At 47.9% G+C, this 25,353-nt stretch carries 23 protein-coding genes, 1 pseudogene and 1 riboswitch; of the genes and pseudogenes, 7 read left to right on the top strand and 17 right to left on the bottom strand.

Annotation, left to right across the window (positions count from 1 at the left end; translation table 11 throughout):
• Nucleotides 1–43 precede the first annotated feature (43 nt).
• The 12 genes from ispD to ACLTOH_RS13925 form a co-directional block, all read right to left on the bottom strand.
• Complete coding sequence (ispD, locus tag ACLTOH_RS13980; protein WP_412224267.1) at nucleotides 44–871, bottom strand: 2-C-methyl-D-erythritol 4-phosphate cytidylyltransferase; 828 nt, start codon at nucleotides 869–871, stop codon at nucleotides 44–46.
• 37 nt (nucleotides 872–908) lie between these two features.
• Nucleotides 909–1,946, bottom strand: coding sequence for a tRNA (adenosine(37)-N6)-threonylcarbamoyltransferase complex transferase subunit TsaD (gene tsaD / locus ACLTOH_RS13975; RefSeq protein WP_022312450.1), 1,038 nt, complete (start codon nucleotides 1,944–1,946; stop codon nucleotides 909–911).
• 19 nt (nucleotides 1,947–1,965) lie between these two features.
• Nucleotides 1,966–2,571: a DUF6715 family protein gene (locus ACLTOH_RS13970; protein ID WP_022312449.1), complete on the bottom strand. Its 606-nt coding sequence runs from the start codon at nucleotides 2,569–2,571 to the stop codon at nucleotides 1,966–1,968.
• A 6-nt stretch (nucleotides 2,572–2,577) separates the two neighbouring features.
• Entirely contained in the window at nucleotides 2,578–3,492 is a 915-nt protein-coding gene (locus tag ACLTOH_RS13965) for a ribonuclease Z (protein ID WP_117467048.1), read from the bottom strand.
• Nucleotides 3,493–3,538: 46 nt separating this feature from the next.
• Nucleotides 3,539–3,778, bottom strand: a complete 240-nt coding sequence (locus ACLTOH_RS13960) for a hypothetical protein (RefSeq protein ID WP_117467046.1) — start codon at nucleotides 3,776–3,778, stop codon at nucleotides 3,539–3,541.
• A 91-nt stretch (nucleotides 3,779–3,869) separates the two neighbouring features.
• A complete protein-coding gene (gene rimI / locus ACLTOH_RS13955; RefSeq protein ID WP_118505386.1) occupies nucleotides 3,870–4,307 on the bottom strand; it encodes a ribosomal protein S18-alanine N-acetyltransferase in 438 nt (145 codons plus the stop codon).
• The gene (gene tsaB / locus ACLTOH_RS13950) at nucleotides 4,304–5,062 is read right to left on the bottom strand and encodes a tRNA (adenosine(37)-N6)-threonylcarbamoyltransferase complex dimerization subunit type 1 TsaB (RefSeq protein WP_118539865.1); all 759 of its coding nucleotides are present in this window, start codon (nucleotides 5,060–5,062) and stop codon (nucleotides 4,304–4,306) included. The genes rimI and tsaB overlap by 4 nt, the downstream gene beginning before the upstream one ends.
• Nucleotides 5,059–5,535: a tRNA (adenosine(37)-N6)-threonylcarbamoyltransferase complex ATPase subunit type 1 TsaE gene (gene tsaE, locus ACLTOH_RS13945; protein WP_022312444.1), complete on the bottom strand. Its 477-nt coding sequence runs from the start codon at nucleotides 5,533–5,535 to the stop codon at nucleotides 5,059–5,061. Before tsaE ends, tsaB begins: the two co-directional genes overlap by 4 nt.
• Nucleotides 5,536–5,729: 194 nt before the next feature.
• Entirely contained in the window at nucleotides 5,730–6,206 is a 477-nt protein-coding gene (locus ACLTOH_RS13940; protein WP_022313092.1) for a YcxB family protein, read from the bottom strand.
• A 221-nt stretch (nucleotides 6,207–6,427) separates the two neighbouring features.
• Nucleotides 6,428–7,642 (bottom strand): ABC transporter permease, encoded by a 1,215-nt coding sequence (locus tag ACLTOH_RS13935; protein ID WP_412224266.1) that lies wholly within the window; start codon nucleotides 7,640–7,642, stop codon nucleotides 6,428–6,430.
• 11 nt (nucleotides 7,643–7,653) lie between these two features.
• Nucleotides 7,654–9,225: an efflux RND transporter periplasmic adaptor subunit gene (locus ACLTOH_RS13930; RefSeq protein WP_412222578.1), complete on the bottom strand. Its 1,572-nt coding sequence runs from the start codon at nucleotides 9,223–9,225 to the stop codon at nucleotides 7,654–7,656.
• Nucleotides 9,226–9,332: 107 nt separating this feature from the next.
• Nucleotides 9,333–10,052, bottom strand: a complete 720-nt coding sequence (locus ACLTOH_RS13925; RefSeq protein ID WP_022313089.1) for an ABC transporter ATP-binding protein — start codon at nucleotides 10,050–10,052, stop codon at nucleotides 9,333–9,335.
• A gap of 291 nt (nucleotides 10,053–10,343) precedes the next feature.
• Nucleotides 10,344–10,481: riboswitch (FMN riboswitch) on the top strand.
• Between the two features lie 99 nt (nucleotides 10,482–10,580).
• Between ACLTOH_RS13925 and ACLTOH_RS13920 the strand changes: the two genes are divergently transcribed.
• Nucleotides 10,581–11,318, top strand: a complete 738-nt coding sequence (locus ACLTOH_RS13920; RefSeq protein WP_022313088.1) for an ECF transporter S component — start codon at nucleotides 10,581–10,583, stop codon at nucleotides 11,316–11,318.
• Nucleotides 11,319–11,430: 112 nt separating this feature from the next.
• A pseudogene (locus tag ACLTOH_RS13915) lies at nucleotides 11,431–11,707 on the top strand (hypothetical protein).
• Here the strand turns inward: ACLTOH_RS13915 and ACLTOH_RS13910 are convergent.
• Nucleotides 11,616–14,024 (bottom strand): Tex family protein, encoded by a 2,409-nt coding sequence (locus ACLTOH_RS13910; RefSeq protein WP_337630822.1) that lies wholly within the window; start codon nucleotides 14,022–14,024, stop codon nucleotides 11,616–11,618. The pseudogene ACLTOH_RS13915 and the gene ACLTOH_RS13910 sit on opposite strands and share 92 nt — an antisense overlap.
• A 182-nt stretch (nucleotides 14,025–14,206) precedes the next feature.
• On the opposite strand from ACLTOH_RS13910, the gene ACLTOH_RS13905 reads away from it, so the two are divergent.
• Nucleotides 14,207–14,587 (top strand): DUF4190 domain-containing protein, encoded by a 381-nt coding sequence (locus ACLTOH_RS13905; RefSeq protein ID WP_227733994.1) that lies wholly within the window; start codon nucleotides 14,207–14,209, stop codon nucleotides 14,585–14,587.
• Nucleotides 14,588–14,690: 103 nt separating this feature from the next.
• Nucleotides 14,691–15,461, top strand: a complete 771-nt coding sequence (locus tag ACLTOH_RS13900) for a DUF975 family protein (RefSeq protein ID WP_412224265.1) — start codon at nucleotides 14,691–14,693, stop codon at nucleotides 15,459–15,461.
• Nucleotides 15,462–15,499: 38 nt separating this feature from the next.
• On the opposite strand, the gene ACLTOH_RS13895 is transcribed toward ACLTOH_RS13900, so the two are convergent.
• The 4 genes from ACLTOH_RS13895 to secA form a co-directional block, all read right to left on the bottom strand.
• Nucleotides 15,500–16,963 carry an IS1182 family transposase gene (locus ACLTOH_RS13895; RefSeq protein WP_412222068.1) on the bottom strand — a complete coding sequence of 488 codons (1,464 nt, stop codon included), beginning with the start codon at nucleotides 16,961–16,963 and terminating at the stop codon, nucleotides 15,500–15,502.
• A 178-nt stretch (nucleotides 16,964–17,141) separates the two neighbouring features.
• Nucleotides 17,142–17,879, bottom strand: a complete 738-nt coding sequence (locus tag ACLTOH_RS13890; RefSeq protein WP_022152925.1) for a hypothetical protein — start codon at nucleotides 17,877–17,879, stop codon at nucleotides 17,142–17,144.
• A gap of 83 nt (nucleotides 17,880–17,962) precedes the next feature.
• Nucleotides 17,963–19,094 (bottom strand): peptide chain release factor 2 gene (gene prfB / locus ACLTOH_RS13885; RefSeq protein WP_118539859.1). Its coding sequence is split into 2 segments (ribosomal slippage): nucleotides 17,963–19,018 and nucleotides 19,020–19,094, totalling 1,131 coding nucleotides; the frame shifts between segments, so codons are not numbered across the junction.
• Nucleotides 19,095–19,244: 150 nt separating this feature from the next.
• Nucleotides 19,245–21,812, bottom strand: a complete 2,568-nt coding sequence (gene secA / locus ACLTOH_RS13880) for a preprotein translocase subunit SecA (protein ID WP_337414931.1) — start codon at nucleotides 21,810–21,812, stop codon at nucleotides 19,245–19,247.
• 273 nt (nucleotides 21,813–22,085) lie between these two features.
• Here secA and ACLTOH_RS13875 point away from each other — a divergent pair, with 273 nt between their 5' ends.
• The 3 genes from ACLTOH_RS13875 to ACLTOH_RS13865 all read left to right on the top strand — a co-directional run bounded on the left by ACLTOH_RS13875 (nucleotide 22,086) and on the right by ACLTOH_RS13865 (nucleotide 25,231).
• A complete protein-coding gene (locus ACLTOH_RS13875) occupies nucleotides 22,086–23,156 on the top strand; it encodes an HD-GYP domain-containing protein (RefSeq protein ID WP_022312111.1) in 1,071 nt (356 codons plus the stop codon).
• A gap of 174 nt (nucleotides 23,157–23,330) precedes the next feature.
• Nucleotides 23,331–24,389: a pectinesterase family protein gene (locus ACLTOH_RS13870; protein ID WP_022312112.1), complete on the top strand. Its 1,059-nt coding sequence runs from the start codon at nucleotides 23,331–23,333 to the stop codon at nucleotides 24,387–24,389.
• A gap of 74 nt (nucleotides 24,390–24,463) precedes the next feature.
• On the top strand, nucleotides 24,464–25,231 hold the full coding sequence (locus tag ACLTOH_RS13865) for a GNAT family N-acetyltransferase (protein WP_022312113.1): 768 nt from the start codon (nucleotides 24,464–24,466) through the stop codon (nucleotides 25,229–25,231).
• Nucleotides 25,232–25,353 lie beyond the last annotated feature (122 nt).

The following is a 25,353-nucleotide window of genomic DNA, read 5'->3' as shown; positions in this document are numbered from 1 at the left end:
GATAGAAATGCACAAAGGAACAGCCGGGACATCTTCGGAGGATTTAATCCTCCAGAAATGCCTCGGCTGTTTTCATATCTTCCGGCGTTGTGATCTTAATATTCTGATAAGAAGCCTCTACCAGCTTCACTCTTGTCTCAGTAAACAGTTCCACAACGCTGGCATCATCCGTTACCTGAATGCCCTGTTCCTGCATCCTGGGAAGACGATTTTTCAGTCTCTCGTATGCCTGCAGGATCAGGCTGGTCTCAAATACCTGCGGTGTCTGGATATTCCAGACGGTTCTTCGATCCGGAGTGGACAGGGCAAAGCCTTCTCCGTCACTGATCTTTACCGTATCCTTGCTCTGTACCGCCGCCACACAGGCCTGATATTGCACGGCCGCTGCATAGGTATCTTCTAATATCTTCTCTGTCAGAAAAGGTCTGGCTCCATCGTGAATGAACACATATCCGTGCTCATTGGGTACTTTCAACCGTCCGTCAGCAATCAGCTGTAAGGCTCTCCCCACGGACAGATACCGTTCCGCTCCTCCAGAAGTAATAATATTTACTTTGGTAAAATGATATTTTTGCACGATTTCTTCCCGGACATAGGGAATATCCTGCTCTGCCGTCACCAGAATACAGTCATCAATGATCCGGGATTCCTCCACCGCATGCAAAGCATACCAGATCAGGGGCTTTCCTTTTAACGGTAAAAACTGCTTCGCCACCGACGACTGCATGCGGCTTCCGCTGCCCGCCGCAAGGATAATAGCGGTACATCTGGGCTTTTCCCCATTCTCCTGAGGCTCCTGTCCGTTTTCCATCTCATTTTTCATGCTGTAATCTTCTGTCTCATTTCTGTCCTGTGCTACTCTGTCTACCATATTGTGTCTGTCTTTCCTTGAAGTCTTTTTTCAGTTCTTATCGCTCGCCCAGCTTTAAATTCGGCACCGCATTCAGATCATAACCGCTGCGGACACCCTTAATGTACTCGTAATAGCCGGCCACACCGATCATTGCCGCATTATCGGTACAGAAAATGGGGGAGGGATGATAAAATGCTATGTTACGTTTTCCGCATTCTTCCTCAAACGCTGCCCGCAGGGAAGAATTCGAAGCCACGCCGCCGGCAATGGCAAATTTATTCAGTCCATAAGCCTTCACTGCATGGAGGGAATGGCTCACCAGCACATCTACGACTGCTTTCTGGAAGGAAGCAGCCACATCCGCCTGATTAATCTCTTCTCCCTTCATCTGGCATCCGTTCAGATAGTTCAGCACTGCGGATTTCAGACCGCTGAAGCTGAAATCATATTCATTCTCCGCCACTGCTGCTCTGGGGAAGTGGATGGCATCCGGATTGCCCTCCTTCGACACCTTGTCAATCTTGGGACCGCCGGGATATCCCAGTCCGATGGCACGGGCCACCTTGTCAAAAGCTTCTCCCGCCGCATCATCTCTGGTCCGTCCGATGATCTCATATTCACCGTAATCCTTGACCACCACCAGATGTGAGTGGCCGCCGGATGCCACCAGACAGATAAAAGGAGGTTCCAGTTCTTTATTCTCAATGAAGTTGGCACTGATGTGTCCCTCAATATGATGTACTCCAACCAGGGGAATTCCGGTAGCAAAACTGATTGCTTTTGCCTCAGATACACCCACCAGAAGTGCTCCCACCAGTCCGGGACCATAGGTCACCGCAATGGCGGTAATGTCTTCCAGTGTCACATGGGCATCGGCAAGTGCCTGCTCAATGACCTGATTGATCTTCTCAATATGTTTGCGGGATGCGATTTCCGGCACCACACCACCGTACAGGGTATGTAATGCAATCTGTGAGGAAATGACGTTGGAAAGCACTTCCCTGCCGTTTTTCACCACAGAAGCCGCTGTCTCATCACAGGAGCTCTCAATTCCCAGAATATAAATATCTTTTTGTTTTTCTGTCTCTGCCATTTTTCTGCCTACTTTGCTTTTAATTATTCTCCTGCTGTTCCAGACTATCATTCAACTGATCCGCCGTCTCCCAGCCGTAGATCCTCCATTTGCGGTTTTCATCCCTGCGAAGCAGATATACCAGCATGGTGGAACTCTTTTTTCCGTTTTCCGTCATGCCATAGCCACAGGCAATCCGGGCAAAAGAATATCCGTCTGCTGTATAATAGTCCACATTGGTGCTGGACGCAAGAGAAACACTTGTTATTTTTCTCTTATTGTCCTTATAGTTCTTAACCTCTCCCTGTAATCGGGTCAGATAGGTATCTTCTTCGTTATTTGCCCGGAGTTCCTCATCGAACAGCTGAAGGGATTTCCTACCCAGTTCCTGAAGCTCCTCCGTGGTACAGTCTTCATTGTAGAAGCATTTGATCAGATCATTGTAATATCTGATTACTTCCTTAGGTGTCGCAGGATAATTATTGGTCAGATCTCTGGAGAGTGCCGTATCCACCTCTGACATAATGGCCTCCTGCTGTTCTGTCCTGCTTTTTCCCGACAGATACGAATAATATCCCACTACCAGGACAATGAGGAAGATCAGAAAAACCGTAATTTTCGTCATCGACGTGTTGTTTTTTTTCATATTTTCCTACTTCCCTTCATCAAAGTTCAATTCCATGGTCCAACCGTCCTTTGCCGCATAAGCTGCGGGGAAAATCTTCCGGACATCATCCATGAATTCCTCAGGTCTCGTCATAGAAGGGCTGTAATGTGTCAGCCACAGTTTCGGTGCCCCCACTTCTTTTGCGATCTTCGCCGCTTCGTACATTGTCATGTGCTTATGTTCTCTGGCTTTGACCAGCTTGTCGGGTTCGCCATACATTCCTTCCAGAATCAGCAGATCCGCTCCCTGGGCATTCTGACGGATGCTTTCAGTAGGACGGGTGTCTGTACTGTAGGTCACCTTCAGGCCCTTTCGTTCCGCTCCCAATACCATATCCGGAGTGAAGACTCTTCCGTTTTCCTCCAGAGTCTCCCCCTTTTGCAGACGGCTCCAGAATTTCATGGGGATTTCCTGCTCCAAAGCTCTGTCCTTATCAAATCGACCCGCACGGTCAATCACCATACTGTACCCATAACAGAGCACATTGTGGTTCACTTTGAAGGCTTCCAGACGGAATCCTTCAAAAGAAAATGTCTGAGCATTCTCCGTGATCTCCATGCATTTTACTTCAAAAGGAAGCTCCGGTGCGATCACCCGCAGAGAAGCCACCACTTTGGCAAGTCCCCTGGGCCCGATCAGGAGCAGCGGTTCCGTGCGCTCTGCATTTCCCATGGTCAGAAGCATTCCCGGAAGACCGCTGATATGATCCGCGTGAAAATGGGTAAAGCAGATAATGTCGATGGGGTTCGGGCTCCAGCCTTTTTCCCTCATGGCAATCTGGGTGCCCTCTCCGCAGTCGATCAGAATACTTTTCCCGTTATAGCGCATCATCAGGGAGGTCAGCCATCTGTAAGGCAGTGGCATCATTCCTCCGGTTCCCAATAAGCAAACGTCTAACATCTTTCCTCGCAATCTTGCCTAAGCAGCATCTTTTTGTTCTTTCTGTCTATAAAAGCTCTGTCTCCGGCATTTCTTCCACCGGAACGGCAAACGTATGGATCCATTTGTCATAGCAGTCTTCGCACAGGTCAAACCTGTGTCTGAGCCCGTCTTTCCTGCTGAAATAGCCAAATCTCACATCTGCGGCGAAACATCCTTCACGGACGATTTCATTTTCTATCTTCAACTCCTTGCCGCAGCCGTTACAGATTACCTGCTGTAATTTACCGTTTTCTTCTTTTCGCATCCTGTTTCCACCTTTCTGACTGTAAATGTTACCTTTTGACCCTGGCATCATTATAATGGATAATCCGCCGGAAAAGTGATGGTAATACTTGTTAACGGCGCCACATGATCATGGCATCCTCTGTCGGTTTTTCATAAAATTTCGGGCGGATCCCCTCGGAGACAAAACCGAATTTCTCATACAAACGGATGGCCGGTGCATTGCTCACTCTGACTTCCAGCGTATATGCTGTGATCCCGCGCTCATTGCCGAGGCGTAACAACTCTTCCAGCATTTTGCCGCCAATGCCCAGATTTCGATATTCCGGTGCTGTCACCACGTTGTCGATATTGCCCTCATGAAAACTGTCCGTCAGCCCGGCGCAGCCCGCGATATGACCGTCTGCCTCCGCCACGACATACAGGCAATAATCTCTCGTCAGAAGTCCTCTGAAATCTTCCGCCAACCATGGCATGCTGAAGGACGCAGCTTCGATCCGGCTCAGTTCTTCGATATCCGTATTCTGTAACTTACGAACTTCTATTTTCATGCCTGTGCCTCTTTTGCAGCCTTCTCCTGTTCCTCTCGCTCCCGCTCTGCCTGGCTCTTACGCAGGTATTCGGGTTCATGCTCCGCTGCGGTCACCGTTCTGCCATGTGCATAGTAGACAGCTCCCAGAGAAGCCACACTGGCAGCACGCTGACGATTATTGGCAGCCGGAGCAAAGGAGCAGGGAACCTTCAGTTTCTGTAAGATCTGTTCCCTGTAGACCGGAACGCCGTCTCCTAAGAAGATCACTTCCCGTCCCAGACGGTTTAATTCCTCCACCAGCTCGTCCACGGCAATAGCGCACTGCTCTTTGATACTGTGCATCACAAGTTGATGTTCTGAGCTTTCCTTTTCCGGGATCTCCTCTTTACAGAACTCATAAATTCCGGTATATACCTGATTCCTTCTGGCATCCATGATGGGACATACCAGCTTGTCCGTTCCCCAGAGGTTAAAAGCCAGTCCCTCCAGTGTCGGGACCTCTACCAGCGGAAGGTTCAATGCCAGTCCCAGTCCCTTTGCCGTAGCCGCCCCGATCCGAAGTCCGGTAAAAGAACCAGGTCCTGCGGAAATGGCAATCGCATCAATGGTATGCAGATCCAGATCGATCATCTGCCGGATCTCATCAAGCATGGGTAATAATGTCTGGGAATGTGTTTTCTTGTAATCCGTGGTGTATTCCGCGATCAGGACGTCATCCTCCACGATGGCGGCGCTGGCCACCAGTCCGGAACTGTCCAAAGCTAATATTTTCATACTGTAGTCCTCTCCTCAATCGTGATCCGGCGGTAATCAAAGCCTTTCTCCAGATCCTTTTCTATGGTCACCTGCCTGTAATGTTCCGGCAGGATCTCTTCGATCAGATTCGCCCACTCGATCAGGCAAAGTCCTTCCCCGTAAAAACAATCCTCATAGCCAATCTCCTCCATCTCCTCCACATCGCCAATACGATAGACATCAAAATGGTAAAAGGGCATACGTCCTTCCTCGTAGATCTGCACAATGGTAAAGGTCGGGCTGTTCACCGGCTCCGTGATTCCGAGGCCATCTGCCACACCTTGGGTAAATACGGTCTTGCCTACTCCCAGATCACCGATCAGCGTGTAGACCTGTCCGGGAAGTGCTTCCCTGCCGATCCGTTGTCCCAGTGCAAAGGTCTCTTCCGCACTGTGGGTCTCTATGATCTCTTTTTTGCATTCTCTGTTATCTGCTGAATCGCCTGTTGTCATTTTCCTTACGCTTTCTATTGTTACATGTTACGTGTTACATGTTACGGTTATGCAGTTACTGTTACTTTTTATTTAATTCGTAACTATTCAGAGCCATGCAAAACTGCGTTCTGCGAATGCCTGCATACAGACAGATAAGCAGTTTTATATGGCGAAGTAACCACATGCTCTATTCTTTTGCTGTATCCATGCATCTAGCTGCGGATCTTCACTTTTGTGGGCGGCATATGGGTGGAAATCATTTCAATAACATCCGTTGTCTTATCCTGCATCTGACTTTTAGGAAAAATTGTTGCATTATTTTTCGCCGTATACACAATGATGCTGCGTCCGGTGGATACCGCTTTCAAGCAATCCTCCCATTTCTGACAGGTGGAGCTGTCCCCCTGGGAGATGGTAATGCCGTTCTCATCCAACACATAATGCAGCGGTTCCTTGAAGACCGGATTGTTTACTGCCTGCTGTTTGCTCTTGATATAGAGTGTCCATGGGAGATATAACAGAATCACCACGCCAAGAATCAGATAGATCCAGTACTGTCTCGAGATGCCCACGATCACGCCCAAAGCTCCAATCACTGCTCCCAGAAGTCCGGACACACTGTTGTAGCTGTGCCGCAATAAAAAGTCATATAAATCCCCCGATGTAATCTTCACATCCAATTCTACCATAATGAGTTCTTTCCTTATAATAATGTGACTGCATAGTTACTTGCTATTATAATCCCATCCCCACCATCCGGCGACTGCGCATAGGATTGCATACTATAGAGAACATTATAAATTTTTTCCCATAAAAAAGCAAGTAAAGAACCGCAGGGATTCCAATATCTGTGACCTGCGGTTCTTATAGTTTACGTTTTGTTTAATTATGATTTAACTTTTATCACATATTATTCATGCCGTAATGCTTCGATAGGGCTTAATTTCGCTGCCTTTTTCGCCGGATAAATTCCAAAGAAAATACCTACAGCCGAGGAGAACATACTGGCTCCCAGCACCGTACCCACACTCACCTTTGCAGTAAATCCAATCAGGCTGCAGATTCCGAAGGCTCCTGCCACACCGATCAGGATACCGATCAGGCCGCCCAGCAGGGTAATGATGGCGGATTCCGACAGAAACTGTAACAGGATGGACCCGGTCCTGGCTCCCAGAGATTTCCGGATACCGATCTCTCTGGTACGCTCTGTCACGGATACCAGCATAATGTTCATAACGCCGATACCACCCACCAGCAGGGAGATGGCTGCCACAAATACCACGAAAATGGTGATGTAGCTTAAGATCTGATCCATCTGGCTCATAATATCATTAAAGTTCTGTACTAAGATGGCGTTCTGTCCTCTGACACCGTGGCGGTTCTCCAACAATCTCACCACATCCTTCGCCACCTGAGAGGCATTGTCCGCACCATCACTGACGATCAGCAGATCCGTATACTCCACATAGAATCCATATCCGTCCGATATCGTGGAGATGGGTGCCTCCATGGTCACTGTACCGGTTCCTCCCATTCCGAAAAGTTTCGATGCGTTGTCCTTACGAATACCAACAATCGTAAATTCCTGTGTCACTCCATACAACGTATAATCAAAACTCATTCCGATCACATTGGTATTACCAAACAGCGTTTTCGCGCTGCTCTCTGTAATGACACAGACTTTATTCGCCGTATAATAATCCGAATCGGTAAAATAACGTCCCTTGATGATCGGATCCTGGCTCGAATATTCCAGTCCCGCCTTACCGAAAGTTGCAGCAGCATCAAAAGTTCCCTTTCTGCCGGTGGCGCTTCCGCTGAAACTCCAGGACGGTGTTACCGCCTTGACATTTGGAACTTTCTCCAGAATGGCATCCATATCCTCTTCCGTGAATACCACCTCTGTTCCGTTTTCCGCGGTGTTACTACTATATACTGCGATCTGGCCGCCCGCCATAGAATTCAGTTCTCCGTTGATCCCACTTTTCACGCCATTACCTATGGAAATGATCATGATCACCGAAGAGATTCCTATGATAATGCCCAGCATGGTCAGGATCGAACGTCCTTTATTACTGCGGATATTCATCAATGCAATTTTGATGTATTCCCATACTTGTGTCATGGATCCGCCTCCTACTGTTCCATGGGCACAGCCGTTACTGCCATGCCCTCCTCCAGGCTGATACCCGCGAGGCTGTTCACTATGATCTGGTCTTCCTCAGTAATACCCTCCAGGACCTCTGTGTATTCATCGGAGGAGATTCCGCAGGTAATTGCCCTCTTGACTACCATGCCGTTCTCGATCACATAGAGGAAATCTCCATTTTTATCCGCATTGATCGCTTCTACCGGGATCAACAATGTATCCTGTGCACTGTTGGTATGTACGGTCAGCTTAGCATCCAGTCCGAGGATGATCTTGTCATCCGGGTTGGTCAGATGTACTTCTACCCCTACCATGGGCGTATTGGATGCGTTCAGTGTTGCCATACGATTGATCTTACTGATCTCGCCTTCGTATTTATTGCCGGAGATGGTAATATCTACTTTCTGCCCGATGGCAAGTTTTGCCACATCGGACTTGGAAGCATCAAAGGAAACCTTCACATTCTGGCTGCTCTCCAGTGTGATCAGCTGTGCTCCTTCTGTTACGCTGGCTCCGGAGACACCGGTACACTCCGTTACAATACCGTCAAAGTCCGCAACAATTCCTTTTTTCGCCGCATCGTACTGTTCCTGTGCCTCCTGATAGGTCAGCTGTGCCAGATCCTTATCTGCCGCATAGGCTTGCGACTGATAGCCATTCAGGATCGTTCCCTCACTGCTGCCCTTCTGGCTCTGCATCTCGGCCTTGTAATTTTCACATTCCGTAATATGCTCCTGCACGGTAGCGATCTCATTCTGCATACTCACTACATAATCACTGGAATTAGCAATAGACTGCACGTAAGAATTTCTGGCCTGACTGCTGCTGATATCCTGTAATTCCTTATTGATTTCCTTGGCCCGTTCTGCTGTCACACCGTCCTGCAGTTCTTTGTTTAGGTCTGCCGCTTTTCTGCTCAGATCGTAGCTCTCCTCAGACAACTGTCTCTGGGTCTCCCTCTGGCTCGTACTCAGTTTATCCTGCAGTTCCTTGAGATATGCCTTGTAATCGGTAAGCTGCTGATCCAACACTGCTAGATTGGTATTGGCCTCATTCAGTTTTGCTGTACTTTTGCTGTTCTCTGTCATAGTACTGTTATAAGAAGCATTACTCTTATCCTGCTGTAAGGACGCCTCCTGCAGGCGCTGTTCCATCTGATCCATGTCGTAGGTCATCAGGACATCTCCTGCCTTGACGGCATCTCCGGCTGCCACATTGATCTCGCTTAATCTTCCGCTGACCGGAGCAAATAAAACGGTCTTTTCCTCACTGGCTACTTTTCCGCTGGTGCTGACATTTTCTTCGATGTCTCCGCGAAATGCATTAGTGGTGCTTACCATCACTCCAGCATTGCCGGAAAACGCACAGCTTACCATGCGTATCACGATCAGTACAATTATGATAGCCGCAATAATAACAGGTGCTTTTTTACGCTTTTTGCTTGGGTTCTTTGCCTTCTGTTCCTTTTTTGCTTCTTTTTGCTTTCTCTTTTCTGCTTTCTTCATTTCCTTGATTTTTTTAGCACTCAGTGCCTGTTCTGTTTTTTCCTGCTGTTCCATGATCCCTCACTTATGATCCTTTCTATATTCATTCATACTCTTATCTTTTCATAATTTGTTAGCCGTGACCGGTGGCATGGCATTGCATGTGAAAGATTTATTTTCCACTACGCTCCTGCTGTCTGCAGCTCCTCCACCGGAACGATCTGTCCGGAATCGGATTCCACTTTGCCGTCCTTGATCTTGATCACCCGTTTTGCCTGTGCCGCAATATCATTGTCATGGGTAATCAGGATGACTGTTCTTCCCTCATTATGTAAACCTTTCAGAATATCCATGATCTCTTTTGTGGAATTGGAGTCCAGATTGCCGGTAGGTTCATCCGCCAGGATCACCGGTGGTGCCTGAGCAATAGCTCGGGCAATGGCCACTCTCTGCTGTTGTCCTCCCGACATCTCCGAAGGCTTATGATCCATACGGTGTTCCAGTCCCACCTTTTTCAGTGCTTCTCTGGAAAGCTCCTGCCGTACACTTCTGGATACTCCCCGGTAGATCAGTGGCAGTTCTACATTTTCCACCGCAGTCAGATTGGGGATCAGATTGAATCCCTGGAAAATAAAGCCGATCTCCCGGTTGCGGATATCCGACAGTTCATCGTCTGTCAATGCGGATACATCCTGTCCATGGAGCCAATATTCTCCACTGGTGGGCACATCCAGGCATCCCAGCATATTCATCAGCGTGGACTTACCGCTTCCGGAATGTCCGATGATGGCCACAAATTCCTGTTCGTCGATGGTCAGGCTCACATGATCCAATGCCCGCACCTCATTTTCCCCAGGATTGTAAACCTTGCACACATCTTTGATCTCTACTAATGCACTCATTCCTCACATACTCCCATTTCATGATACATTTTCTGTGTATTCTTCATTGTGTCACTGTACTGTTTGCATAATACAATAATATCTATTGAGTGTCAACACATTTCTATAAGTATTTGCAACTATTCAGAGTCATGCAAAAGGAAAGCTCTGGAAGGGCGATTTTGCGCATGCGGTTCTGAATAGTTAGTACAGCTACTATAACAGGGAAATCCGAAAAAAATGTTGGGAAAATTCTAAAGATTTTCTATATTGACAATATGTTCACAAAGTGTTATATTCCATGCATAAGGTAAAGTTCTTCAGGGTTGGGTGCAATTCCCTACTGGCGGTAATAGGTCATCCTTAAGTCCGCGACCCGCAGATGCATTCTGCGGCTGATCCGGTGTGAATCCGGAACCAACAGTACAGTCTGGATGAAAGAAGACGTATCACTTATATTTTTTTGTGATACCCATGCCCCGGAAGCTTGTATTCCGGGGCTTTTTTTGAAGACTTTCCTTGATTTTCTCATAGGAAAGGAGTTCTGAAATGAACAAACTAATGCAAACTGTAACTGAAAATGTGGCCTATGTAGTCATCTTCCTAGCGGTCATCGTGGGGTGTTTCCTGGTGGCTGTGGTGCTGGAAAAGAGTGCCCAGAAGAAAAACGGAGTTTCTGAGCCGATCTTCAACACCAGAAAGCTTGCCATGATCGGTATGTTTTCCGCCATCGCCATGATCCTGCATGTGCTGGACTTCCCCATCTTTTTTGCCCCCGGCTTCTATAAAATGGACTTCAGTGAGCTGCCGATCTTAGTCGGTTCCTTTGCTTTCGGTCCCGTAGCAGGTGTCATGATGGAATTCGTGAAGATACTGCTGAAGCTGTGCATAAAAGGTACCTCTACCGCTTTCATCGGCGATCTGGCGAATTTCGTAGTGGGCTGCAGCCTGATCATCCCTGCCTCCGCTGTGTATTCCTTTAAGAAAACTAAGAAAAACGCCATCCTTGCCTGCATTGCCGGTACACTGGTCATGACGATATTCGGTACCGCATTCAATGCCGTATATCTGCTTCCCGCCTTCTCCAAGTTCTACGGAATGCCTCTGGATGCCATCCTGGCAATGGGTACCGAAGTCAATCCGCTGGCAAAGGAAGGCAGCATTGTAAGCTTCGTGGTGGCATGTGTGGCTCCCATGAATCTCATCAAGGGAACGCTGGTCTCTGTTGTGACACTGCTCATCTACAAGCCTTTAAGCCCTATTATCAAAACAGGTCATAAGGCATAATAAAGATCTATTTCACTTTTCGTATCGTTTGGTGTTATTGGTTATAAAATCATAAGAAGAAAGAGGAATAACATTTTGCTGTGTTATCCCTCTTTCTTCTTATGATAATACGATGTTGGGGTCAAAAGCCCCCGACTTTGATGCCTGCAGATTGTTCCGTGCTACGCATTCCCACTTCTCCGCTCCGCTTCGGTCCGTGCTAAACATGTGCCACTGGCACATAGCACCCTGCCCTCTATTCGCATATCGTGGGATTATCATCCCACTTTTATGCTCATATCGGGGCGGGTCATAACATTACTGCTTCTGGATCTTCATGGTCAGACCGATACGTTTCTTCGCCACATCCACAGTCAATACCTGCACATCCACAATATCTCCGACGCTGACAGCTTCCAGCGGATGCTTGATATAGCGGTCGGTGATCTGGGAGATGTGCACCAGTCCGTCCTGATGGACACCGATATCCACGAACACACCAAAGTCAATGACATTACGCACGGTTCCTTTCAGAATCATGCCGGGCTTTAAATCCTTCATATCCAGAACATCACTGCGCAGGATCGGCTTCGGCATATCGTCTCTGGGATCTCTGCCCGGCTTCTCCAGTTCCTTCAGGATATCTGTCAGCGTGATCTCGCCGATTCCCAGCTCTTCTGCCAGCAGTTTCTTATTCTTAATACGCTTTTCCAGTCCGGAAATATCTTTTGCATCATTTGATGCATTCTGTACTGCCGGTGCATTTTTCTTTGTAGAAGTTTCTGCAGAATTATCAAAGCTCACACCACCCATGGCCGCTGCCAGAGCCTTGCCCATAGCGGTATTGGTATTATGCACTCTTACGGTCTTACCTTTCTGCTCTTCCCGTTTCTTTGCTGTATTGGCTGCATTACTGCCGTTCTTCTGTCCGGAAGCCTGTGCCCCGCTCTTGCCGGAAGCTTTCTTAACTGCCGCCTGTTTCTGGGCTTCCTTAATGTCCTCCATTGTCAGTCCCAGCTTCGCCATCAGCTGCTCCGCTGCTTCGTAGGATTCAGGATGAACGCTGGTGGCATCCAGAGGATTCTTACCATCCGGGATCCGTAAGAAACCGGCACACTGCTCATATGCCTTAGGTCCCAGCTTCGGCACCTTTAACAACTGCTTTCTGCTTACAAAACGCCCGTTATTTTCTCGGTAATCTACAATATTCTTCGCAATAGTCTTGTTAATGCCGGAGACATATTCCAGAAGGGATGCGGACGCAGTATTCAGATCCACACCGACCTTGTTTACACTGTCCTCCACCACGCCGCTTAAGGCATCGCTTAATTTCTTTTGGTTCATGTCGTGCTGATACTGGCCGACACCGATGGACTTGGGATCGATCTTCACCAGCTCTGCCAGGGGATCCTGTAATCTTCTGGCGATGGATGCAGCACTTCGCTGTCCCACGTCAAAATTGGGAAACTCTTCTGTCGCCAGCTTACTTGCGGAGTATACGGAAGCACCTGCCTCGTTGACGATCACATACTGTACCGGACGATCCAGTTCCTTCAACAGTTCTACGATTACCTGCTCGGACTCTCTGGAGGCTGTACCGTTTCCTACGGAAATTAAATCCACATTATATTTTTTGATCAGTTTCTTCAGTTCAGCTTTGGACTCCTCCACCTTATTCTGCGGTGCGGTAGGATAGATTACCTTCGTATCCAACACTTTTCCGGTAGCATCCACTACCGCCAGCTTACATCCGGTACGGAATGCCGGATCCCAGCCTAAGACCACTTTGCCTGCGATAGGAGGCTGCAGCAACAGCTGCTCTAAATTTTTACCGAAGACATTGATCGCTCCATCCTCTGCCTTTTCTGTCAGATCGTTACGGATCTCTCTTTCAATAGCGGGTGCTATTAAACGATCGTAGCTGTCTTCCGCTGCGGCACAGATTACCGGTGTAGTATATTCATTTTCCTTCGTGATCAGCTTTTTCTCCAGATAACGCAGAATACGTTCCTCCGGTGCATTGACTTTAACAGTCAGTACTTTTTCTGCCTCTCCACGGTTCAATGCCAATACTCTGTGACCTGCGATCTTCTTCACAGGCTCTTCGAAATTGTAATACATCTCGTAGACACTCTGAGCCTTCTCATCCTTCGCCGTACCGGTCACAATGCCTTCCTCTACGGTGATATTGCGGATGTAAAGACGATGATCCGCATCGTCGGAGATCATCTCGGCAATAATATCCTGTGCTCCCTGCAATGCTTCCTCCGGGGTCTTTACTTCTTTTTCTTCGGAAACATACTTTGCTGCCTCGTTAAGCACCGGTTCTGTTGCCTCCTGGCGCAGAATATATTCTGCCAGAGGTTCCAGACCCTTCTCCTTTGCAATACTGGCACGGGTCTTTCTCTTGGGACGATAGGGGCGGTACAGATCCTCTACCACTACCAGCGTCTGGGCTGCCAGAATCTTCTCCTTTAACTCATCGGTAAGTTTTCCCTGTTCCTCGATGCTCTTCAGCACCTGCTCCTTTTTATCTTCCAGACTTCTCAGATAGGTCAGTCTCTCATCGAGATTACGCAGCTGCTCGTCGTTCAGAGATCCGGTGGCCTCCTTACGGTAACGGGAGATGAAAGGGATGGTATTTCCCTCATCGATCAGCTTCACCGCAGCTTCCACCTGCCATTTTTCTACCTGAAGTTCTTCTTTGATTTTCTGTATAATATCCATAGTTCCTCCTGATGGCCTGTTGCCATTTTGTTTTGCGCATGGGTATATTATACTGGAAATCGGAAGTTTTCTCAATCTTTTCATTCTTATTTCATTTGCTTATTACAGAAAAAGATGGTACAGTACTTAATATAAGCGCGGCAGACAAATTCACCATATGTCGCCCGGAAATGAGGCTTTCTATGGATTATAATCAGAATCAGAATAACGAAATGAATCAAAATATACCACAGATCGATCCAAAATACAGGGGTTTGTCGATCGCTTCTATGGTCTGCGGCATCTGTTCCCTGGTATTATGCTGCACGGGACTGCTGTCCATTCCCGCCGGTGCTCTGGGCATTCTCTTTGCATTGCTCACCCGGAAAAGAGGGCAACGCATGAACAATATGTGTGTTGCCGGGATCTGGCTGTCCTGTGTGGGACTGGCACTCGGTATCTTCATAACGGTCAGCAGCATTGTCACGGTATTCACAGATCCTTCTTATATGAATATGCTGGATCAGATGTACCAGCAGATGTACGGTGTCGATATGGAAGAATTCTGGCAATCTTACCTGTAAGACATGCCTATGTTTTCCGATGCATTCTGCAGTTACGAAATCAAAACCCGGAGCAGCCGGAATAACCAATAGAACGCAATAATAAAAAGAAAAGAGGATTTCTATGATACAATATGCATCCAGAGCCCAACTCAAAGAAAAAGCCAGAGATCAGATGGCAGGGCATTACGGCAATGCCATCCTGCTGTCCATCTGCCGGAGTCTGATCGTATTTTCCCTCACCTTTGCCGTCAGCATGACCTTCACTATGATCCTTACCGTACGGACACTTATGGGGGGAAGCGCAGAGACATCTCTGGCGGAATATCTGCTTTTGACAGCCTGTACGACTTTATTGTCGATTTTCACCGGAGTATTTCAGACCGGCATCACATTATTTTATCTGAATACTGCCTGCAGCAGACCTGCTGTAACTGCCAATCTGTTCTACGGCTTCAAATACTTATTCAAAAAATCGCTCGGGATCTCCGCAGTACTGATCCTGCTGAATACGGCATGTACACTTCCGCTTGATATCTGCTATTTTCTCCTGCGGTCAGGGAAGGGCTTTGACGCCATAACCATGGCAATCCTGTGCATTGTGCTTATGGTCATCGGTATGTGTATCTATATTCCGTTATCCCTTGGTTTATCCCAGGCTTACTATTTACTGTTGGATTTTCCCCAGTATAGCGCTATGGAGCTGATGAAATTAAGCTTCCGTATTATGAAAGGACATAAATGGGAGCTGTTCTGCTTACAAATGAGTTTCCTGCCGCTGGGATTTCTGTGTTTGCTGAGCTTCGGTATCGGAACTCTGTGGCTGGTGCCATATATGAACATGACCCAGACCTTATATTTTCTGGATCTGATGCAGAACGAGCACAGGCATTAATTGCCTGTGCTCTCAGACTGTAGACAAAACGCTTTTGGTCAGCACTCCAGAAGCGTTTTTCTTGTTTTCGGTTCAAAAAGTGTGTACTTGATCAATAATAAACACTTTTGGGCTCCCCTTTTTCCCTTCCTGGCTATCATCTTTGCCAGTTTTTTCAGATTCATGCAGGCAAACGTAAGCCCGACTTTCATTTCCATCCGGGCTTTTCCTATCATCTGTGTATAGCGGAATCCGTGGTTTTCTTTTGCTGTTCCGAAGAGGCGCTCTACGGTCTCTTTCCGTTGCGCATACACTTCCTTCATCCCAATCGTATGCCGGATATCCTCACACTTTTCCATGTACGGCTCCCAGATATGCCGGGTCACTACCTTCACATGATCCCTGCTTTCTGTGCACTGCTTCAGATATGGACATCCTTCACAGACGATTCCGCAGCTCTTGTATTCCCGGTATCCGGAACGGTTCGTCGTATGATAAGCCAGCACCTGATCATTCGGGCATACATAGCAGTCAAAATATTCATCATACACATACTCGGCTTTTTTGAAAAAACCATCTTTGGTCATGGGGCGTTTATACGGTAGAAGCGGTGTGATACCATCATCCAGAAGTAACTTTGCTATCGCTGGTGTTTTGTATCCTGCATCGGCTACCAGTGTCTGAATGCCAATGTCTTTTATCTTATCATACAGGGATTTAAATGTCCGGCTGTCATGCTGGTTGCCGGGATTTACACTATAACCCAGAATCCATCCGTTTTTGTCACAGGCTGTCTGCACGGAATACGCAAAAACATTTTTATGTTCACCCTTTCGGAACCATCCGCTTTCCGGATCCGTTGTACTTTCCTTGACCGTTTTTTCTTCTTTTCCATCAGAGCTGCCACCACAGGAGGGGGGATCTTTGGGATCTTCCTTCTTTTCTTTCAGAGGCTTTTTCCCATGCGCTTCCCGGTCTTCGTTGATTTCCTTCTTTAACTGCTCTTCGAAGAACAGTGCTTCCTCATCTGCAATCCGTTTCCGCATCTTTTTGCTGTTTGCCCGTGCTTTTACATGGGTGGCATCCACGAAGACCTCGGAAGGATCAATCAGTCTGTATTTATAGCATTCCTGCAGGATACGGGAAAAGATCTGTTCAAAAAGATCAGTATCCTTAAAGCGTCTGGTATAATTCTTTCCAAACGTAGAGAAATGGGGAACCTTGTCCATCATTTCCAGACCGAGGAACCATCGGTATGCGACATTGACTTCGATTTCTTTTACTGTCTGGCGCATACTTCGGATGCCGTACAGATACTGGATGAATGGAATTTTAATGAGCATGACCGGATCCATGCTGGGGCGGCCATTGTCTGCACTGTATTTATCGATCACAAGATCATAGATAAAACTCCAGTCGATTGCCTGGTCAATCAGGCGCAGCAGATGATCCTGCGGAACAAGGTCATCCATGCAGAACATCTGAATCTGCTCTCTTTTCTTATCTGCATTCTGTGTCATCATAGGAAACACCGCCTTTATTTTGATACTTTCATTATACCAAAAAAGTAGTGAAAAGTCCCGTAAATACGGCATTTTCACTACTTCTTATATGCTTGTAAGTACATAATTTTTGCAGTCATGACACAAGAAAAGCTCCCTCACAGGAAGGAGCTTTGTCTACAGTCTGCGAGCACAGGCATTAATTGCCTGTGCTCTTTATTGTCTGTGCTATCACCGTGATGGTGTCCAGTACCATATCTTTCTGCGCATCATCCGTATAATTTCCGGTATACACATAAATTTTTCCATTTTTCAACTGATAGATCTGAATCTGGTCCGAAGCAATATTGTTACTTAAAAGTGCCTCACGGCCGCCCATGGCTTCTATCGTTTCCTCTGTCCACGCGCCGGTATCTACCATCATATCCAGTCCTTCCTGGGTCAGTGACATATTGTCCTCCAGATAGAACACCGGTGTACCTTCCATACTGCGCATTTCACTTTCCTTTATCACCATATAAGGAGCCTGTTCTTTTAAGCCATCCAACATTACCTGCAGAAGTTCCGGTTTCAACTGTGTGACCACGGTGTCATTCTCCGCCACCGAGATACTTGTGGAGCCGTCATCCGCTGTCCCTTTATAGAAGATCGTAAGCGGGTGATAATCCGTCGTCACCTGCTCCCACACTTCCCAGTCTTCTGCCGGATAGCTGAAACTGAACTTTCCATCACTTAAGCTCTCCAGTTCCATTCCCTGCAGATCTGCCAGCTCGATCACCGGATATTGGGAAGTCTGTACCCGATTCCGGACCAAAGGGATCACTTTTGCCGCCGTAACTATCACAGCCACAACGATCAGGGCAAGCACAATTCTGCTGCCCATGGACTCTCCTATCGCTTTTTTGCCCTGGTTTGTCTCTTTGTTTTCGTTTCTCATATGTAATTTTCTCCCTTATAAAAAATCACATTCCAGAAAGCTTTCACTCCTTCTGGAATGTGTCATTTACAAACTTGAATTTGTTAATTCTCTGTGTTCTTCTTATCTCCCTGCACGCTGATCCATTTCAGATAGCCATTGATGAAGATATCCAGTCCGCCGTCCAGTACTGCGTCCACATTACCGGTCTCCACATCGGTACGATGATCCTTGACCAGTGTGTAAGGCTGTAATACATAGGAGCGGATCTGGTTACCCCAGCCAATCTCCTTGACCTCACCGCGGATATCAGACAGCTTCTCGGCATTTGCTTCCTGCTTTAACAGATACAGCTTGGCTTTCAGCATCTGCATTGCCTTATCCTTGTTCTGGAACTGGCTTCGCTCATTCTGACATTGTACCACGGTTCCCGTAGGAATATGGGTGATACGAATGGCAGAGGAGGTCTTGTTGATATGCTGGCCACCGGCACCGCTGCTTCGGTAGGTGTCGATGCGCAGATCCTTCTCATCAATATCCACATCCAGATCGCCCTCGATATCCGGCATAACATCCAGCGATACAAAGGAAGTCTGACGTTTTCCCTGAGCATTGAAAGGGGAAATACGCACCAGACGGTGTACTCCCTTCTCGGATTTCAGGTAGCCGTAGGCATTCAGGCCGTTGACCTGAAAAGTCACTGACTTGATACCTGCTTCGTCACCATCCAGATAGTCCAGTACTTCGATGGCAAAGCCCTTGCGCTCCGCCCAGCGGGTATACATACGATACAGCATGCCGCACCAGTCACAGCTCTCGGTACCTCCGGCACCGGCATTGAGCTTTAAGATCGCATTGTTTTTGTCATATTCTCCGGATAATAATGTACCGATCCTGAGTTCGTCGAATTCCCTGATGAATTCATCCAGCTCCTCACGGATCTCAGGGATCAGAGACGCATCGTTTTCCTCATATCCCATATCGATCAAGGTCAGGATGTCATCGAACTGTGTCGAAAGCTTGTCGCACTCTCCCACAGTATCCTTCAGGTTCTTCAGTTCTTTCATTTTCTGATTGGAACGCTCCGGGTCATCCCAGAATCCGGGAGCCTCCATCTCACGTTCCATTTCTTCGATCCGCTTTGCCTTGTTAGCAAGGTCAAAGTGAATCCCTCACTTCCGCTAAAGGTGTTTCGTAGGACAGGATTTCTGTCTTCATCTGATCTAATTCAACCACTTAACGTCACCCACTTTCTTATTCTATTATTTTAATGATGCCAGGATCAAAAGGTCTAAGCCCACATGAGCTTGCTCATAGGTGGGTGAAAGACCTTGGGTAGGATTGTTCCGTGCTGCCGCACTATCTTCCGACTGTTGTCAGAAAGCATCAGGCTTTCCGTCCGCAGCAGTTCTTGTATTTTTTGCCGCTGCCGCAAGGACAGGGATCATTGGGATATACCTTTGCATTTTCACGCTTTACAGGTCCCTTCGGCAAGGAATCATCCTTGTTCGTTCCGGTGATCTTCGCCTGCTGCTCACGCTCTACCTTCTGTTCGATCTTGATATGGAACAGAAGTCTCACAGTCTCTTCCCGGATGTTCTGAGTCATCTCATCGAACATCTCGTAACCGCTCATCTTGTACTCTACCAGAGGATCTCTCTGACCATATGCCTGTAAGCCCACGCCCTGACGCAGCTGCTCCATGTCGTCGATGTGATCCATCCACTTACGGTCAATAACCTTCAGCAGAACCACACGCTCCAGCTCACGGATGGCTTCCGGTTCGGGGAACTCGGCTTCTTTTGCTTCGTACAGCTTCACAGCTTCTTCCTTTAACTGCTGCTTTAAGCTGTTCTTCTTGGGCTTCTTCACACGCTCCGGTGTCAGAGGCTGTAACGGGATCGTAGGAATGAGCAGGGTATTTAACTCATTGAAATCCCAGTCGGAGATATCTGCGTCGTCATTGATGCAGATATCTACACAGTTCTCGGTAATATCGGTGATCATCTTGTAGATCACATCACGCATGCTCTCGCCGTTCAGTACCCGCAGACGCTCCTCGTAGATAATCTCTCTCTGTTCACTCATGACGCGGTCATACTCTAACAGATTCTTACGGATACCGTAGTTGTTGCTCTCGATCTTCTTCTGTGCAGATTCGATGGCATTGGTCAATGCTTTGTGTTCGATCTCCTGTCCCTCAGGGATGCCTAAGGTATTGAACATGCTGATCAGGCGCTCGGAACCGAACAGTCTCATCAGATCGTCCTCCAGAGAGATGTAGAACTTGGACTCACCGGGATCTCCCTGACGTCCGGAACGACCACGCAGCTGATTATCAATACGTCTGGACTCATGACGCTCGGTACCGATGATCTTCAGTCCGCCGGCGGCTCTCGCTTCATCATCCAGCTTGATATCCGTACCACGGCCTGCCATGTTGGTAGCGATGGTTACCGCACCGTGTACACCGGCATCGGCTACGATCTCTGCTTCCAGTTCATGGAATTTTGCATTCAATACCTTGTGCTGGATGCCGCACTTGGTCAGCATTCTGCTCAGTTCCTCACTGGCTTCGATAGTGATCGTACCTACCAGTACAGGCTGTCCTGTGGCGTGTGCTTCCTCTACCGCATTCACGATAGCGTTCAGCTTCTCTCTCTTCGTCTTGTATACAGCATCCTGCAGATCCTTACGGATAACGGGACGGTTCGTAGGGATCACAACAACATCCATGCCGTAGATCTCACGGAACTCGGTCTCCTCAGTGAGAGCCGTACCGGTCATACCACACTTTTTCTCGAATAAGTTAAAGAAATTCTGGAAGGTAATGGATGCCAGCGTCTTACTTTCTCTCTTCACCTTTACATGCTCTTTTGCTTCGATTGCCTGATGCAGACCGTCGGAGTAACGGCGTCCCGGCATGATACGTCCGGTAAATTCATCGACGATCAGTACCTGGTCATCCTTTACCACATAATCCTTATCACGGAACATCAGATTATGGGCACGTAATGCCAGAATGATGTTGTGCTGGATCTCCAGGTTCTCGGGATCAGCGAAGTTATCAATGTGGAAGAATCTCTCAACCTTCTCCATACCTGCTGCGGTCAGGTTAATGATCTTATCCTTCTCGTTGACTACGAAGTCTCCGGTCTCTTCCTGTACCACACCCATAATGGCGTCCATCTTGGTCAGTTCCTGTACATCATCACCGCGCTTCATCTGACGTGCCAGCAGATCACACATTTCATATAAAGCGGTAGACTTGCCGCTCTGTCCGGAAATGATCAGAGGAGTTCTCGCTTCATCGATCAGTACAGAGTCCACCTCATCGATGATGGCATAATGCAATCCACGCAGAACCAGCTGTTCCTTGTAAATAACCATATTATCACGCAGATAATCAAATCCCAGTTCGTTGTTGGTAACATAAGTGATATCACACTTGTAAGCTTCCTGTCTCTCCTCGGAGGTCATGCTGTTCAGTACCACGCCGACCTTCAGTCCCAGGAACTCATGTACCTGACCCATCCACTCCGCATCACGCTTCGCCAGATAGTCATTGACGGTAACAACATGGACACCCTTGCCTTCCAAAGCATTCAGATAAGCGGGAAGGGTAGACACCAAAGTCTTACCTTCACCGGTACGCATCTCTGCGATACGTCCCTGATGCAGGATGATGCCACCGATCAGCTGTACTCTGTAGTGTTCCATGTTCAGAACACGCTTTGCAGCCTCTCTCACGGTTGCATAAGCCTCCGGAAGCAGATCGTCCAGAGTCTCTCCCTCGGTCAGACGCTTCTTGTACTCTTCGGTCTTCCCCCGCAGCTCCTCATCGGAAAGTGCCTGCATCGCAGGGCGGAGTGCCTCGATCTTGTCTACCAGAGGTTCAATACGCTTCAGTTCTCTGGAACTGTGCGTGCCAAATATCTTCTCAATAACGCTCATTTTTTCCTCGTTTCCGCACCCTTTTGACAATAAAATGTCCATGGGTCTTCGCATAATTCAAAGGTTATTGTAGCAGATTTTCCTCTATGTTTCAACCTTTCTGTGCCTGCAGAGCCGTGAAAAGACTGTAAAAATTTTATGAACAGCTCTCTTCATCTATTCTGTCCCGGAAAATTGACAGTCCGGGGAAAAATTATTATAATTGAAATAAGTAAGATTTACGAAAGCACCTGATGATTTTCAGGTTACCGAAAGGCACAAGGATTACGGTCTATGAAGAGATTATCCATCACACAATTGATTCCCGGAATGATTGTTGCAGAAGATGTCTACAATCTGGATCATGAACTTCTGATTCCGAAGGGCACGGTTCTCACGGACAAGCTCATCACGAAGCTGGATCTGTACGGTATTCTCACAATCTTCGCCGAAGATGTACTCCCGGCATCGGATCTTTCTGAAACGGAATCCTCCCACTATGAACGGATCAAAAGTTCTCCGGAATTTCATCTGTTTAAAGAAGATTTTGAGAATGAAGTCGAACTTTTCCGGGAAAATATGAATCTGGTCGTTCAGAAGAATACAGCCCTGGATGTGAAAACTCTGCTGAAAAACACACTTTCCATTGTTTCGAATCATTCCGGCAGCATCAGTATTCTGGATATGCTTCAAAATATGCGGGAATACGATGATTCCACCTATACCCACAGTCTGAATGTGGCACTGATCTGTAATATTCTGGCGGGATGGCTGAAGCTTCCGAAAGAAGACGTGGAACTGGCTACTGCCTGCGGTCTGTTCCATGACATCGGCAAAATGCTGATTCCCTATTCCATCATCGCCAAGCCCGGCAGACTGTCCGAGGAAGAGTTTGCCACGGTAAAAAAACATCCTGCTCTGGGATATGAATTACTGCAGTCTCAGGATGTGGACGTGCATGTGAAAAATGCAGCTCTGATGCACCACGAACGTAGTGACGGCAGCGGTTACCCCGCGAAATTAAAAGGGAACCAGATCGATCCTTATGCACGGATGGTAGCCATTGCGGATGTCTACGATGCCATGACGGCAGCCCGCTGTTACAGAGGACCTTTGTGTCCGTTCTGTGTGATTGAAATGTTCGAAACGGAAGGCTTCCAGAAATACGATGTTTCCATTCTGCTTCCTTTCCTGGAAAACGTGGTAAATTCCTGCCTGCAAAACCGTTGTCTGTTGAACGATGGACGAAAAGTCACAATCATTTACATCAATAAGGAAAAATTGTCCCGCCCTGTAGTACAGTACGGCGAGGAATATATCAATCTGGCAGACCAGCCGGATCTGAAAATTGAAAAGCTGTTGTAAGTTATCATTTGAAAATTATTTTTTACGCACAATTTTGTACCTCACATTGTACTATAATACAAAGCACTAAAGCATATATTATGTGCCAGTGGCACATGTTTAGCACGGACCGAAGCAAAGCGGAGAAATGGGCTTGAAAATGCGGAGGTACGGAAAGGTATAGGTATTCTATTTATGTCAGACACAATTCATTTGTATGTAAATATGTCCGGAAATACAATTCCGGGCACTTCTTTTGCCACCATCGGAGAAGCATTGGCTTCCCTGCCGGATGTTCCTGCCTCAGAATCCGGAAAGCAGTTCCCGGCTCCCGTTTCAGAGCTGCCGCCGGTGATCCTGCATATCGGTAAAGGAATTTATCGGGAAAAGCTGGTAATCACCCGTCCGAATATTACTTTTGAGGGTACCGGCGGTGACGAGACGATCCTTGTCTATGGAGATGCTGCCTTCGATCTCATGCCGGAGGGGGATAAGCGAGGTACCTTCCGTACTGCTTCCGTCCGGATCGACACTCATGACTTTACCGCCAGAAACCTGACTTTCCAGAACGATTCCGGCTACGGCCACACCGTAGGGCAGGCACTGGCCGTCTATGTGGACGGTGACCGCAATGCCTTTTATAACTGCCGGTTCTTAGGCAGTCAGGATACGATCTTCGATGCCCCCCTGCCATTAAAAGAGGCTCAGCCCGGCGGATTCAAGGGTCCCGGAGAATTCAAGCCCCGGACCATAGGACGCCATTATTATGAAAATTGCTTTATCCAGGGTGATGTGGATTTCATCTTCGGCAGTGGAATTGCCTGGTTTGAGCATTGCACGATCTTCTCCAAGCTGCCCGGAGACCGGATTCCACCGGAAAGTCCGGAGTCTGAAGTAATCTACGGCTATGTGACTGCTGCCTCCACCCCGCAGGAAGAGCCCTACGGCTACGTGTTCCATGAATGCAAATTAGAGAGCGACTGCCCGCCCAATTCCATCTATCTGGGACGTCCCTGGAGAGAATGGGCAAAGACAGTGTTCCTGCACTGTGAACTGGGTGCACATATCCACCCCGCCGGCTGGCAGGACTGGAAAAAGCCCCACGACCACTTCTACTACGGAGAATACAACTCCTACGGCCCCGGTGCCTCCCCTGCCACCCGCGCCGACTTCTCCCACCAACTGACGGATGCGGAAGCTGCGGAGTATACCGTGGAACGGGTGATGAAGGGTTGGGAGCCACAGACATTCTGAACCTTTGCGTGAAATGCTTTTTCGAGCATTCAAACCGTCCGATGCGGTCCATTGTGAAAGGAGTTCCGACATTTATGTATGGAGAAGAATTGTCTCGTCAACTGGCACTGGATTACTGCTGTAGTCCCGCAGATGTTGCTGATTCGGAGAACCATTTTTCAATTTATGCTCCACAGGAAGGACGCCGCCGCTTTCAGGAGGCTTTGATCCGTGGCTTGAAAATTGCTGTCGTCAATGGGAAATTATTATTTACCGGTTCCGAAGAAATTGTTGCAGAATGTAGAAAGCGTTATGCCGATGTAACCGGTGAATGGTTCTTCGATGCGAAAAGACTTCGGGAAATAGAAGAACTGCTGTTGCCGTTCCACCTCCGTGTTGCGCAGGCGCATCCTTTTTTTCTGCCGGAAGCCGATGTCATGCCTTCCTCTGGCATTTCTTTGCCAGATGCGTCTGATGCTCTCGCCTTCGATTTGATTCGGTATGACCAAAATGCCATTCTGCAGTTCCGGGAAGACAACCGCTTTGATGAGGCATTTGCCTTCGATCCCTATGCCCCGGATGTTCTGGGTATTGCCGCAGCAAAAGACGGACAGATCCTTGGCATGGCCGGTGCCAGTGCCGACAGTCCTCTGTTCTGGCAGATTGGTATCAATGTTGATTCCCATGCTGTCGGAATGCATGTGGGTTCTACTCTGGTAAGACTTCTGGCGCAGGATATCATCGCTCAAGGTGCCGTTCCCTATTACGGCACAAGCATGTCACATATTGCCTCCCAACGGGTCGCCCACAGAGCCGGATTTGCTGTGGCGTGGGCGGAATTGGTTGCGGAGGAAATAAAGTAAATGGAAAGTTACGCGAGCAATGAGCCGCGCATAGGCATAGTGAAGACAGCGATGGGCGCTTGCGCACGATTCGCTGTCTTTACTTATGCCGAGATGCGGCGAACGCCGCGATATGAAATAAG

Source organism: Waltera sp. (genome assembly GCF_046969025.1).
GTDB lineage: Bacteria > Bacillota > Clostridia > Lachnospirales > Lachnospiraceae > Acetatifactor > Acetatifactor acetigignens.
Note: the sequence above shows the minus strand (reverse complement) of the source record. Positions and strands in the feature narration are given on the sequence as shown.